8 protein-coding genes and 1 pseudogene are annotated in these 13,667 nt (G+C 59.4%); 3 read left to right on the top strand and 6 right to left on the bottom strand.

Features of this window, described 5'->3' with window-relative positions; translation table 11 throughout:
* Positions 1 to 2 precede the first annotated feature (2 nt).
* A complete protein-coding gene (gene chaA, locus ACJ8J5_RS03400) occupies positions 3 to 1,106 on the top strand; it encodes a sodium-potassium/proton antiporter ChaA (protein WP_025303229.1) in 1,104 nt (367 codons plus the stop codon).
* Between the two features lie 36 nt (positions 1,107 to 1,142).
* On the opposite strand, the gene lpxO is transcribed toward chaA, so the two are convergent.
* From lpxO to putP, 6 genes are all read right to left on the bottom strand, one after another.
* Positions 1,143 to 2,045 carry a lipid A hydroxylase LpxO gene (gene lpxO / locus ACJ8J5_RS03395; RefSeq protein ID WP_025303230.1) on the bottom strand — a complete coding sequence of 301 codons (903 nt, stop codon included), beginning with the start codon at positions 2,043 to 2,045 and terminating at the stop codon, positions 1,143 to 1,145.
* A 235-nt stretch (positions 2,046 to 2,280) separates the two neighbouring features.
* Positions 2,281 to 3,069 (bottom strand): phosphate starvation-inducible protein PhoH, encoded by a 789-nt coding sequence (phoH, locus tag ACJ8J5_RS03390; RefSeq protein WP_015378226.1) that lies wholly within the window; start codon positions 3,067 to 3,069, stop codon positions 2,281 to 2,283.
* Between the two features lie 716 nt (positions 3,070 to 3,785).
* Positions 3,786 to 5,084 (bottom strand): iron uptake transporter deferrochelatase/peroxidase subunit, encoded by a 1,299-nt coding sequence (efeB, locus tag ACJ8J5_RS03385; RefSeq protein WP_414104414.1) that lies wholly within the window; start codon positions 5,082 to 5,084, stop codon positions 3,786 to 3,788.
* 11 nt (positions 5,085 to 5,095) lie between these two features.
* Complete coding sequence (gene efeO / locus ACJ8J5_RS03380; protein WP_197769135.1) at positions 5,096 to 6,232, bottom strand: iron uptake system protein EfeO; 1,137 nt, start codon at positions 6,230 to 6,232, stop codon at positions 5,096 to 5,098.
* Between the two features lie 20 nt (positions 6,233 to 6,252).
* Entirely contained in the window at positions 6,253 to 7,098 is an 846-nt protein-coding gene (gene efeU, locus ACJ8J5_RS03375) for an iron uptake transporter permease EfeU (protein ID WP_060433347.1), read from the bottom strand.
* Between the two features lie 245 nt (positions 7,099 to 7,343).
* Positions 7,344 to 8,828 (bottom strand): sodium/proline symporter PutP, encoded by a 1,485-nt coding sequence (gene putP, locus ACJ8J5_RS03370; protein WP_033634960.1) that lies wholly within the window; start codon positions 8,826 to 8,828, stop codon positions 7,344 to 7,346.
* Between the two features lie 571 nt (positions 8,829 to 9,399).
* Here putP and putA point away from each other — a divergent pair.
* Together putA and ACJ8J5_RS03360 are read left to right on the top strand one after the other, a co-directional pair.
* Complete coding sequence (gene putA, locus ACJ8J5_RS03365; protein ID WP_197812481.1) at positions 9,400 to 13,371, top strand: trifunctional transcriptional regulator/proline dehydrogenase/L-glutamate gamma-semialdehyde dehydrogenase; 3,972 nt, start codon at positions 9,400 to 9,402, stop codon at positions 13,369 to 13,371.
* Positions 13,372 to 13,571: 200 nt separating this feature from the next.
* Positions 13,572 to 13,664: pseudogene (locus ACJ8J5_RS03360) on the top strand (type II toxin-antitoxin system HicB family antitoxin); the annotation flags it as partial.
* Between the last annotated feature and the right edge of the window lie 3 nt (positions 13,665 to 13,667).

Below are 13,667 nucleotides of genomic sequence, written 5' to 3'. Positions count from 1 at the left end.
TCATGAAGTCGCAACACGATCCTGGCCGATCCACCAAATCTCGCCACACCGAATACTCTCTGATCTTCCCTATCGCCGCGTTGGTAGTGCTAAATCTATGGGGTAGCACCGATAACTTTCCGCTAATCGTCGGCATCAATATTCTCGCGCTGGTGGGGATCCTCAGCAGCGCCTTCAGCGTGGTGCGCCACGCCGACGTGCTGGCCCACCGATTGGGCGAACCCTATGGCTCGCTGATCCTCAGTTTGTCGGTGGTGATCCTCGAGGTCAGCCTGATTTCCGCGCTGATGGCCACCGGCGACGCCGCACCGGCGCTGATGCGCGACACGCTGTATTCCATCATTATGATCGTTTCCGCCGGCCTGGTCGGTTTCGCGCTGCTGCTCGGCGGGCGCAAGTTCGCCACCCAGTACGTCAACCTCGGCGGCATCAAACAGTATCTGATGGCGATTTTCCCGTTGGCGGTGATCGTGCTGGTGTTCCCGAGCGCGCTGCCTGGCGGCAACTTCAGCACCGGGCAAGCGCTGCTGGTGGCGTTGATCTCCGCCGCCATGTATGGCGTGTTCCTGGTGATCCAGACCAAAACCCATCAGAGCCTGTTCGTGTACGAGCATGAAGACGACGATGGCGATCCGCATCACGGCAAGCCCTCTTCGCACAGCAGCGCCTGGCACGCCGCCTGGCTCATCGTGCACCTGATCGCGGTTATCGCCGTCACCAAGTTCAACGCCAATCCGCTGGAAGGCCTGCTGACCAAGATGAATGCACCGGCGCAGTTCACCGGTTTCCTGGTGGCGCTGTTGATCCTGTCGCCGGAAGGTCTGGGCGCGCTGCGCGCCGTGTTGAACAATCAGGTGCAACGCGCCATGAACCTGTTCTTCGGTTCGGTGCTGGCGACCATCTCCCTGACCGTGCCGGCGGTGACCATCATCGCCACCCTGACCGGGCAGACGCTGATCTTCGGCCTGCAAACGCCGCATATCGTGGTGATGCTGACGGTGCTGCTGCTGTGCCAGCTGTCGTTCTCGACCGGACGCACCAACGTGCTGAACGGCACCGCCCACCTGGCGCTGTTCGCCGCCTACATGATGACTATCTTCGCCTGATCAAAAAGGGGCGCACTCTGTGCGCCCCTGCCTTCGTTATACCGAGAAGAATATCGCCGCGGCGATCCCCCCGAACAAAATCCACTTGATGATGTAATAACCGGTGCGGTTCCAGGCCTTCAAGCGTTTCCCCACCCGGCGTATCGCATAGATGTATTTGAACATCTTGTTGACGCCGCCGGTGCGATCGCCCTCTTCGTTCGGCGCGGTGGCGGCGCTCATCAGATTGCGCCCCAGCCAGTGGTTCACCGCCTGTGCCCAGCGGTAGCGCATCGGCCGTTCGATGTCGCAGAACAGGATCAGACGATTCTGCCCGCTCTGATTTTCCGCATAGTGCAGATAGGTTTCATCGAACATCACGCCTTCACCGTCGCGCCAGCTGTAGCGTTCGCCGTCCACCTCAATGAAGCAGCGGTCATCGTTGGGAGTAATCAGCCCCAGGTGATAACGCAGCGAACCGGCGTAAGGATCGCGGTGGCGCGGCAACCGGCTGCCGTCCGGCAGTTCGGCGAACATCGCCGCCTTGACCGAAGGCAGGCTGCGCAGCAGTTCCGTGGTCTGCGGGCACAGGGTCATGGCGGAAGGATGGCTGTCTTCATACCATTTAAGATAAAAGCGTTTCCAACCAGTTTTGAAGAATGAGTTGAAACCGGCGTCGTTGAATTGATCGGACGCCTTGATCTGCTGGATCTCCATCAGCTTCTGTCCTTCGTCGCGGATGGTTTCCCAGTTCTCCCGCAGTACCGCCAACTCAGGGAACTGCTCCGGCTTCAGGTACGGCGTAGTCGGCACACGGGAAAACAGATACATGAAAACGTTCAACGGTGCAGTAAAGGTAGAATGGTCAGACAGCTGTCGCCACACGTTGTAGCGCACCCGTCCGCGGTAATGCACATAGACGACGCATAAAATAAGCAAAATCAGAATGATGTATTTCATGTTTGAATCGCATCAAGGAACCCACACGCTATGCGCCGCGCGGCGCACACCCCAGATAATGTCCTTTTGGCGGCACAGGCAAATTGCGCGCCAATCTGGAACCCATTAATCATTAACGCTAACTCAACGAAAATCTATACAGAAAACCACAATAATTTACACAAAGGTTAAACGAAATGATAAATGAGGGGCGATAAAAAAGGCCGCCGAAGCGGCCTTTCCATTAGCGGATAGGTTAACTGTAAGCGTTGAGCGTGCGCTGGCACAAAGCGGAGCGTACGCAGTCCTGTTTTTCAAAGCGGATAACGCCGATCATCTCGTCCTCTTCGAAGCGTTCCAGGGCATCGCTGAGGCCGGATTTCACGCCGCGCGGCAGGTCGCACTGGGTCACGTCGCCGTTAACGATAACCGTCACGTTTTCCCCCAGGCGGGTCAGGAACATTTTCATCTGGCTGGCGGTCACGTTCTGGGCTTCATCCAGGATAACGACCGCATTTTCGAAGGTGCGTCCGCGCATATAAGCGAACGGCGCAATCTCTACCTTACCGATTTCCGGGCGCAGGCAGTACTGCATAAAGGAAGATCCTAAACGACGTACCAGAATGTCATACACCGGGCGGAAATAAGGGGCGAACTTCTCGGAGATATCCCCCGGCAAGAAGCCGAGGTCTTCATCCGCCTGCAAAACAGGACGGGTAACGATAATCCGATCCACCTCTTTATGGATCAGCGCCTCCGCCGCCTTGGCGGCGCTGATAAATGTTTTGCCACAGCCCGCTTCGCCGGTGGCGAAGATCAGCTGCTTATTCTCTATGGCTGATAAGTAATGACCCTGAGCTTCGGTTCTAGCCTCGATGGGTGAGCTATCGCGCTTGTCTCGCGCCATGCCGATAGACTCGACTCCCCCCATTTGCACCAGCGAGGTCACAGACTCTTCTTCCAGCTGGCGATGACTACGAGCGTCACGACGAATAACGCGTTTCGCTTCACGACGTGCTTTGATCACTGCTTTCTGTCTACCCATAGTGGCACCTTACAGTTTGTTTCACCTACCGCAACGGCCAGGCCGTGCGATTATGTTTCACACACGTATTAGGTTTTGGCCTCCTCCGAGCCAATAAGAGCCAAGGGACAATGTGAATTGACGGCAACGCTTAAGCGCCGTTTTTTCACGGGACAACGCGGACTGCATCAATAAACGTGGAGTAAAAAGTGGTGAGATTCGGTAGCGATAAGAGTGCGGAGTTGCCGGTAAAAGAGAGTCGGAGAGAGAACCCTCGTTACAACGAGAAATCAGGGGAGATGTGTTATTTTTTCTTTCCAGCCCAACCAAGGACTTTACCATTAGCGATCCCCGCAGTGATATTTACAGCTTCAAGCTGTGCACCGTGTGAAAACTACCGCCAGATGATTACAGTATAATGACATTCAATCCTGTCGCGTTACTAAAATGTAAAAAAATTTATATTTTTTGTTTTTAGTTATCGCTAAAACACTATATCACGCACGACACATCATTCCACAAGAATTTATAATCTATAAATATCAATAAATTATAATTAAACAGTGCGAATGACACTTTGGTTTTCTGATTAAATTTTGCACACCACAAAAGCGCACGCGGTGCGTGCTTTTTAATCCATAGGCCAGGTGTTGAATTGAGTTTCGACGCTCAATCTTCCGTACGGCAGGCAAAACAAAGTAAAACGAGGCAGGCGATCCCGCCTCGTCATTTCGGGTTCAGGCCTTGAGCAGGCCGCTGGCCAGATAGTCACCGTTCTCTTTCACGCCCGGCAGCACGAAGAAATACCCGCCGCCAATCGGCTTGATGTATTCCTCCAACGCTTCGCCGTTCAGCCTTTTTTGCACCGTCAGGAAGCCTTTCTCCAGATCGGCCTGATAGCAGACAAACAGCAGCCCCATTTCCAACTGCCCGGCATTGGATACCCCCAGCGAATAGCTGTAGCCACGCCGCAGCATCAGGTTGCTTTGGCTTTCCGGCGTACGGGGGTTAGCCAATCGAATGTGCGCATCCATCGGGATCACCTTACCATCGGGATCGTTCGCGTAATTCGGCTCGTCATGTTCATGCTTCATGCCGAGCGGCGCACCGCTGTGCTTCTCGCGGCCGAAAATGGTTTCCTGCTCCTGCAGCGGCGTGCGATCCCAAAACTCGACGCGGAAACGAATAATACGCGCCGCCTGATAGCTGCCGCCGGCCGTCCACGCCGGTTCACCAACGCTGTCGCCGACCCAGACCACTTTATCCATCAGCGATTTGTCGTCGGTCTTCGGGTTGGCGGTGCCGTCTTTGAACCCCAACAGGTTAATCGGCGTCTCTTTGCCTTTGCTGCGCGCCGCGTGCGCGGAGATGAACCCTTCCCGCTTCCAGCGCACGCTGAGCAGATCCGGCGAGTGCTTGATGATATCACGCAGCGCGTGGAGAGCGGTTTCGTTGGTGTTGGCGCAGATCTGCAGCAGCAGGTCGCCGTGGCAAAGCCCGGCGTCCAACGCATCGTTGGGGAAGCGGGTCATTTTCTGCAATTTCAGCGGTTTGTGCGCCTGCAGACCAAAGCGTTCGTCGAACAGCGATGCGCCGACCGAGACGGTGATGGTCAGGTTGTCCGGGTAAATCTCCGGCCCCATGATGCCGGAATCGAGCGGTGGTAGTTTGGCGTCCACCTCCGGCGCCTTGCCGCCGAGAGTCAGGAAGGCGATGCGATCGGTCAGTAGCCGGAACAGGCGCTCCAGCCCCGCTTTGTCGGTCGCCAGCACATCGAACGCCACCAGCATCATCGCCGCCTGTTGCGGCGTCAGCACCCCGGCCTGATGGCGGCCATAAAACGGCTGCTTCTGCCAGCGCTCATCCTGCGGCGTCGCCAACGGCTCCGCCGCTTTGTCCGCCGCCTGCACCAGACGGGTGCCGCCCAGTGCCAGTGCGCCCAGCCCCAGCCCTTGCAGCAAACGGCGCCGCGAAGGCGATGCCGCCCCCTGAGAGTGCGGATGAGGCCCGTTATTCGGGCCTGCCTTGTTGCTCATAACCTTATGCCTCAGTCCAGACCCAACACGCCGCGCAGTTGGGAAAGATCTTCCGCCAGCGTGGTGATCGGCCCTTTCAACGCATTGCGATCGGCATCGGTCAGCTTCTCATAGGACTCATAGCCGTCTTTGGTTTGGTACTTCGCCAAGATGGTGTCCACGGTTTTGAAGTTGGCGTCGATCTTGTCCAGCAGCGGCTTATTGGCCTTGACCAGCAAAGGACGCAGCAGGTTGACTATCTTCTGTGCGCCGTCGACGTTGGCCTGGAAGTCCCACAGGTCGGTACGGCTGTAGCGGTCTTCTTCACCGCTGATCTTGCTGGCCGCCACCTCTTCGATCAGCCCGGCTGCGCCGCCCACCACTTTGCTCGGCGGGAAGGTCAGTTCACTCACGCGCTTTTGCAGCTCAACGGTGTCGTGGTACAGGCGATCGGCGTAGGCGCCCATGTCTTTGGTTGAGTTGTCGGCAAACAGCGCCTTCTCCAGACGGTGGAAACCGGTGAAGTTCGGATCCGCCGATTTCTTCTCGTAGTCGTCTTCACGGGCGTCGATGCTGCCATCCAGATCGGAGAACAGCTCGGCGATCGGCTCGATGCGTTCATAATGCTGGCGGGTCGGCGCGTACAGCTTGCGCGCTTGCTCCACGTTGCCGGCCTTCACCGCGTCGGTGAACAGCTTGGTCTGTTTCACCAGCCCATCGACTTCTTTGATGACGTAGACTTTGTATTCGGCGATCGGGCCAACCAAGTCCAGCGCGTTCGGTTTACCGTCGGTGGCGCCATTGCTTGCCGCGGTGACGGTCAGTTTGCCTTTCGGGTTGCTGAGCAGCCCACAGGTCATGTCGTATTCGCCCGCTTCCAGCGTGGCGGTCATTTTCTGGGTGAAGCCCGGCGCGATGTTCTCGCGCTCTTCCACCACCATCACCCCTTTCAGGATTTCCCATTCGACGTTTTTCTGGCTGGTGTTATGCACCACAAACTGCGTTTTGCCTGCCGGCACCGTCAGCTGCATCGGTTCGCACTGCTTGTCGTTAACCGTAACCTTGACCTGCGGCACGTCCGCCGCCAACGCGTCGATGCTCAGCGCAAACGCCGGGATAGCCAGTAATGCTGCGTGCAACGCCTTGCGGCGAAATAACGGAGTAGACATACGAGATTCCCTATTAAACATTAATGATTGATTTTACGTTGCGCCGGGGCCGCTACCGGCTCCGCGCGCTGCGGCAGGAAAAAGAAAATCAGCGCCGGGATCAGATACAAGAAGTAGACCGCCACTTCGCTGACCGTCGGCGCTTCCTGGTACCCGAGGATGCCTTCCAGCAGGGTGCCGAACAGCGAATGGGTCGACAGGGTGCTGCTGAAATCGAAGGCGATAGCCTGGAAGTGGTTCCACAGGCCGGCTTCGTGGAAGGCGCGGATCGCTCCGGCGGCCAGGCCGGCGGCGACGAACAGAATGAACAGGCTGGTCCATTTGAAAAACTTGGCCAGGTGCAGCTTCACCCCACCCCAATAAATCATCATGCCCAGCACGATGGCGGCCACCAGGCCGAGCACCGCGCCGATCGGCGCTGCGGCGCCCACGTCTTGCTGGAACGCCGCCAGCAGGAAGAACACCGACTCCAGCCCTTCGCGCGCCACGGCGAAGAACACCATCGCCACCAGCGCCCACCCCTGCCCTTTACCGGCGTTGAGCGCCTGATCGATCGCCCCTTCCAGATGCACCTTGACCGACTTGGACACCTTACGCATCCAGAACACCATATAGGTGAGGATCAGCACCGCCACCACCGCCACGATGCCCTCGAACAGCTCCTGCTGTTTCTGCGGGAACTCGCCGGTGGTTTCATTGATGAAGATGCCGAGCGCCAGACACAGCGCCGCGGCGACAATCACGCCGATCCACACCGCGCCCAGCCATTGGCTGCGCTGCGTGCGTTTCAGGTAGCTGGCGATCAGGCTGACGATCAGCGCAGCCTCCAGCCCCTCGCGGAACATGATAAGAAAGGGAACGAACATAAATAATCACCCCTGAAAAGACCGCAGCGGCAGAGAAAACTGACTCGAAATGAGCGGCGGCAACTCTGTAAAGAAACGTAAAAACCAACGAGAGTGATTATCATTCTGCCAAGAAGAAATACAAGAGGCGCAAGCGTGATTTTTTCTAATCAAATGTCGCCAGGTGTTACAGCTGAGTGACAGTGGCGAACAGGCAAAAAAAAGGGACGCTCTGCGCGCCCCTTACCGACTGACATCGAACGGCGTTACACCGTTTTGTACTCGGCTTCCGCCTGATCGAAACGCTCGGTCATGGTGGCGGAAGGCTGGCGGCCCATCAGGCTCACCACCACGATGGCGAGGCAGCCCAGGATGAAGCCCGGGATGATTTCATACAGGCCCAGCCATTCGTATTGTTTCCAGACGATCACCGTCACTGCACCGACCAGCATGCCGGCCAGCGCGCCGTTGCGGGTCATGCGCGACCACATCACCGAAATCAGCACCACCGGGCCGAAGGCGGCGCCAAAACCGGCCCAGGCGTAGCTCACCAGCCCCAGCACGCGGTTCTCCGGGTTGGCCGCCAGCGCGATGGCGATCAACGCCACCACCAGCACCATCACGCGGCCGACCCACACCAGCTCGCGCTGGCTGGCACCTTTACGCAGGAACGCCTTGTACAGGTCTTCGGTGATCGCGCTGGAGCACACCAGCAGCTGGCAGCTCAGGGTACTCATGACCGCCGCCAGAATCGCCGACAGCAGCACGCCCGCTACCCATGGGTTAAACAGCAGCATCGCCAGTTCGATGAACACGCGTTCGCCGTTCTGCGACACGTTACCGGCTTGATCCGGGTTGTTGGCGAAGTAAGCAATGCCGAAGAAACCGACGGCGATGGTGCCGGCCAGGCACAGGATCATCCAGGTCATGCTGATGCGACGCGCGCTGCGGATGGTGCGGTGAGAATCCGCCGCCATGAAACGCGCGAGGATGTGCGGCTGGCCGAAGTAGCCCAGGCCCCACCCCAGCAGCGACAGGATGGCGACGAAGTTCAGCCCCTTCAGCATGTCGAGGTTGGCCGGGTTCTGCGCCTGGATCACCAGCATCGAGGTATCGATGCCGCCGACGGCGAAGATCACGATCACCGGCGTCAGGATCAGCGCGAAAATCATCAGGCTGGCCTGCACGGTGTCGGTCCAGCTCACCGCCAGGAAACCGCCGATAAAGGTGTAGAGGATGGTCGCTGCGGCGCCGGCCCACAGGGCGGTTTCGTAGCTCATGCCGAAGGTGCTTTCGAACAGGCGCGCGCCGGCCACGATGCCGGAGGCGCAGTAAATGGTGAAGAACACCAGGATGACGATGGCCGAGATCACCCGCAGCAACTTGCTGTTGTCTTCAAAGCGGCTGGTGAAATAGTCCGGCAGCGTCAGGGCGTTGTTGTTGGCTTCGGTATGTACGCGCAGCCTTCCTGCCACCAGCTTCCAGTTCAGGTAAGCGCCAATGGTCAGGCCGATGGCGATCCAGCTTTCGGAGATGCCGGAGAGGAAGATGGCGCCCGGCAGGCCCATCAGCAACCAGCCGCTCATGTCGGAAGCGCCGGCGGACAGCGCGGTCACCACGCTGCCCAAACTGCGACCGCCGAGAATATAGTCATCAAAGTTGTTGGTTGCCCGGTAGGCAAGCAGGCCGATCAGCACCATCCCGAAAATGTACACCAGGAAGGTCACCAGCATAGGTGTGCTCATTGTCATTTAATTCTCCACTTTCATTATTATTCGCGTTTCGCTCCGGCCAAGCCGGCGCCGGTAAACCCACGCGCAATGCATTTCACTGGCCGCCGCGCCGGAACGTGGCGCAGCCTGCGAGCAAGTGCAGGTAAAATAGTTTCTGCCCGTAATTGTTGACCGTCGGTTATCCTAGATGAGCCTTTCATCAACCAACAAGATATTTAACAACAAAGTTACACAAAGTTTACCCTGCGTCACATTTACCGGGCTCAAAGGTTGCACTCACGACAAACAAAATGAGTTGCACCCTGCTATTACCCTCATATACCGCAAGGTAAAGCGCCTGCGGCGTAATAAACCCCGCCGCGTTCGCTCAATAACGCAACATTCGTGCCAACTGCCTGTGTTAAAAAATCGATGAAACTCACACTTCGTTCATCCGCCTGATTTAACAAGGTTGCACAAAGTTGCAACATGCAGGATATTGTCTGCATTCTTGACACCACACATCACACGAACCTATCCCAACAGGCTTTCCAGCCTGCTGTTTGTCTAGCCTGATGGGATAGGTTCTAAACACAGGAGTTGGATAGGCATGGGCACTACCACAATGGGCGTGAAACTCGACGAGGCAACACGCGACCGGATCAAGAGCGCCGCGCAGCGCATCGATCGCACGCCGCACTGGCTCATCAAGCAGGCCATCTTTAATTACCTCGAGCGTCTCGAGAGCGGTACCGATATTCCTGAAATTCCAGCGCTGGCCGCTGTGGGCCAGCCTGAAGCGGACGACATTATGCCGCAAGCGCAGGAAGAGTCACACCAGCCATTCCTCGATTTCGCCGAACAAATTCTGCCGCAATCGGTGACCCGCGCCGCCATCACCGCCGCCTATCGTCGCCCGGAGACCGAAGCGGTGCCGATGTTGCTCGAACAGGCGCGATTACCTGCCGATCTTGCTCAGGCTACTCACAAAATGGCCTACGGCATCGCCGAGAAGTTGCGTAACCAAAAAAGTGCAAACGGCCGCGCCGGCATGGTGCAAGGCCTGCTGCAAGAGTTCTCCCTCTCCTCGCAGGAAGGCGTAGCGCTGATGTGCCTGGCGGAAGCGCTGCTGCGCATTCCGGACAAACCGACCCGCGATGCCCTGATCCGCGACAAGATCAGCAACGGCAACTGGCATTCGCACCTCGGGCGCAGCCCGTCGCTGTTCGTCAACGCCGCCACCTGGGGCCTGCTGTTCACCGGCAAGCTGGTGTCGACCCATAACGAAGCCAATCTGTCCCGCTCGCTGAACCGCATTATCGGCAAGAGCGGCGAGCCGCTGATCCGCAAAGGCGTGGACATGGCGATGCGCCTGATGGGCGAACAGTTCGTGACCGGCGAAACCATCGCCGAGGCGCTGGCCAACGCGCGCAAGCTGGAAGAAAAAGGTTTCCGCTACTCCTACGACATGCTGGGCGAAGCCGCCCTGACCGAAGCTGACGCCCAGGCCTACCTGGTTTCCTACCAGCAGGCGATCCACGCCATCGGCAAAGCCTCCAACGGCCGCGGCATCTATGAAGGCCCCGGCATCTCCATCAAATTGTCCGCCCTGCACCCGCGCTACAGCCGCGCGCAGTACGAACGCGTGATGGAAGAGCTTTACCCGCGCCTGCTGTCGCTGACCCTGCAGGCACGCCAGTATGATATCGGCATCAACATCGACGCCGAAGAGGCCGACCGACTGGAAATCTCGCTCGATCTGCTGGAGAAGCTGTGCTTCGAGCCGCAGTTGGCCGGCTGGAACGGCATCGGTTTCGTGATCCAGGCCTACCAAAAACGTTGCCCGTTCGCCATCGACGCGGTGATCGACATGGCGCAACGCAGCCGCCGTCGCCTGATGATCCGTCTGGTGAAAGGCGCTTACTGGGACAGCGAAATCAAACGCGCCCAAATGGACGGCCTGGAAGGTTATCCGGTTTACACCCGCAAGGTGTACACCGACGTATCCTACCTGGCCTGCGCCCGCAAGCTGCTGTCGGTGCCGAACCTGATTTATCCGCAGTTCGCGACCCACAACGCCCATACGCTGAGCGCCATTTATCACCTGGCCGGCAATAACTACTACCCTGGCCAGTATGAGTTCCAATGCCTGCACGGCATGGGTGAACCGTTGTACGAACAGGTAGTGGGCAAAGTGGCCGACGGCAAACTGAACCGCCCTTGCCGCATCTATGCACCGGTCGGCACCCATGAAACGCTGCTGGCTTACCTGGTGCGCCGCCTGCTGGAAAACGGCGCCAACACCTCGTTCGTCAACCGCATCGCCGACGCCACCCTGCCGCTCGACGAGCTGGTGGCCGATCCGGTCAGCGCCGTGGAAGCGCTGGCGGCCAGCGAAGGCCAGATTGGTCTGCCGCATCCGCGCATTCCGCTGCCGCGCGAGCTGTATGGCGAGAAACGCACTAACTCCAGCGGCCTGGATCTGTCCAACGAACAGCGTTTGGCTTCGCTGTCCAGCGCCCTGCTCACCAGCGCTAGCCATCCATGGCGCGCGGAACCTATCATCGATGCCGAGTTGGATCAGGGCGTCGAGCAGCCGGTGATCAACCCGGCAGAGCCAGGCGATGTGGTCGGCTACGTGCGTGAAGCCACCGAAGGCGAAGTCAGCCGTGCGCTCGACGCCGCCGCGGCCGCCGGCCCAATCTGGTTCGCTACGCCGCCGACGGAGCGCGCCGCGATCCTCGAACGCGCCGCCGAGCTGATGGAGAGCCAGCTGCAAAGCCTGCTGGGCATTCTGGTGCGCGAAGCGGGTAAAACCTTCAACAACGCCATCGCCGAAGTACGTGAAGCGGTCGACTTCCTGCACTACTACGCCGGCCAGGTGCGCGACGACTTCGCCAACGACAGCCACCGCCCGCTGGGCCCGGTGGTCTGCATCAGCCCGTGGAACTTCCCGCTGGCGATCTTCACCGGCCAAATCGCCGCCGCGCTGGCGGCGGGCAACAGCGTGCTGGCCAAACCGGCCGAGCAAACGCCGCTGGTGGCCGCGCAGGCGGTGCGTATCCTGCTGGAAGCCGGCATTCCGCAAGGCGTGCTGCAGCTGCTGCCGGGCCAGGGTGAAACCGTCGGCTCGACGCTGGTTAACGACGCCCGCGTCCGCGGCGTGATGTTTACCGGCTCCACCGACGTCGCCGGCATTCTGCAGCGCAGCATCGCCGGCCGTCTGGATCCTCAAGGCCGTCCGACGCCGCTGATCGCCGAAACCGGCGGCCTGAACGCCATGATCGTCGACTCCTCCGCCCTGACCGAACAGGTGGTGACTGACGTAGTGGCCTCCGCCTTCGACAGCGCCGGCCAACGCTGCTCCGCGCTGCGAATCCTGTGCATTCAGGAAGACGTGGCCGAGCACACGCTGCAAATGCTGCGCGGCGCGATGGCCGAATGCCGCATGGGCAATCCGGAGCGCCTGTCGACCGACGTGGGCCCGGTGATCGACGCCGAAGCCAAAACCGGCATCGAACGCCACATCCAAGCGATGCGTGCCAAAGGCCGCAAGGTGTACCAGGCCGCCAAAGGCAGCGCGCAGGATGAGAAAGAGTGGGCGCGCGGCACCTTCATCAAGCCGACGCTGATCGAGCTCGACAGCTTCGACGAGCTGCAGAAAGAGATCTTCGGCCCGGTGTTGCACGTGGTGCGCTTCCAGCGCAACAATCTGGACGCGCTGGTCGATCAGATCAACGCCGCCGGTTATGGCCTGACGCTGGGCATTCACACCCGTATCGATGAAACCATCGCCCGGGTGACCGAACGTGCCAAGGTCGGCAACCTGTACGTCAACCGCAACATGGTCGGCGCAGTGGTCGGCGTGCAGCCGTTCGGCGGCGAAGGCCTGTCAGGCACCGGCCCGAAAGCCGGCGGTCCGCTGTACCTGTACCGTCTGCTGGCCAACCGCCCGGACGACGCGCTGCAACGTACGCTGCACCGTCAGGACGAAGAGCGCCCGATGGAAGCCACCGCACGGCCGCAGCTGCTGGGTGCGCTGCAATCGCTGGAGAAATGGGCGGTCACCAGCCAACACGGCGAACTGGCGGCATTGGCGCAGCGCTATGCGGAACTGGGCCAGGGCGGCACCGTACGCCCGCTGCCGGGCCCAACCGGCGAGCGCAATACCTATGCCCTGTTGCCGCGTGAACGCGTGCTGTGCCTGGCGGATAACGAAACCGACGCGCTGACCCAGCTGGCCGCCGTGCTGGCGGTTGGCAGCTGCGTGCTGTGGCCGGAAGCGGAACTGCAGCGCAATCTGTTCCGCCGCTTGCCGAACGATGTGCAGGCGCGCATCGCCTTCAGCAAAGACTGGCAGCAGGATAAGGTCGAGTTCGACGCCGCCATCTACCACGGCGATGCCGACCAGCTGCGCACCCTGTGCGAGCAGATCGCGCAGCGCGGCGGCGCCATCGTTTCGGTGCAGGGCTTCGCCCACGGTGAAACCAACATCCTGTTGGAACGCCTGCTGATCGAACGTTCGCTGAGCGTCAACACCGCCGCCGCCGGCGGTAACGCCAGCCTGATGACCATCGGTTAACGCATCGCCAAGGCGGCCATGCATGGCCGCCTGATTGGCTCACCGCTACGCAAACCCTGCACTCGTGCAGGGTTTTTTATTGTCCGCAGGCCGATCAGCCGTTAGCGCCTTATTATCCTTACAGGGTGGGGCGTCGCTCTTGGACGATAACAACATAGACGGATTATTCTGTTTGAAAGCCGCGTCAGAGCGCTACGAGACGCATTGACTCTCGGGTTCGGCAATATCCGGGATACGGCAGCCGCAGCGGATTTCTCGCCGCCGCGCGAAACGAATGGTTGAAAGCGGAGTGAATG

It is taken from the genome of Serratia sp. CY43202 (assembly GCF_052168755.1).
Taxonomy (GTDB): domain Bacteria; phylum Pseudomonadota; class Gammaproteobacteria; order Enterobacterales; family Enterobacteriaceae; genus Serratia; species Serratia bockelmannii.
This window is presented reverse-complemented; position numbering and strand designations above follow the sequence as displayed.

Excerpts from the sequence above, each read along its gene's own strand:
- chaA (WP_025303229.1), top strand. The coding sequence starts at position 3 with ATGAAGTCGCAACACGATCCTGGCCGATCCACCAAATCTCGCCACACC.
- lpxO (WP_025303230.1), bottom strand. The coding sequence starts at position 2,045 with ATGAAATACATCATTCTGATTTTGCTTATTTTATGCGTCGTCTATGTG.
- phoH (WP_015378226.1), bottom strand. The coding sequence starts at position 3,069 with ATGGGTAGACAGAAAGCAGTGATCAAAGCACGTCGTGAAGCGAAACGC.
- efeB (WP_414104414.1), bottom strand. The coding sequence starts at position 5,084 with ATGAGCAACAAGGCAGGCCCGAATAACGGGCCTCATCCGCACTCTCAG.
- efeO (WP_197769135.1), bottom strand. The coding sequence starts at position 6,232 with ATGTCTACTCCGTTATTTCGCCGCAAGGCGTTGCACGCAGCATTACTG.
- efeU (WP_060433347.1), bottom strand. The coding sequence starts at position 7,098 with ATGTTCGTTCCCTTTCTTATCATGTTCCGCGAGGGGCTGGAGGCTGCG.
- putP (WP_033634960.1), bottom strand. The coding sequence starts at position 8,828 with ATGACAATGAGCACACCTATGCTGGTGACCTTCCTGGTGTACATTTTC.
- putA (WP_197812481.1), top strand. The coding sequence starts at position 9,400 with ATGGGCACTACCACAATGGGCGTGAAACTCGACGAGGCAACACGCGAC.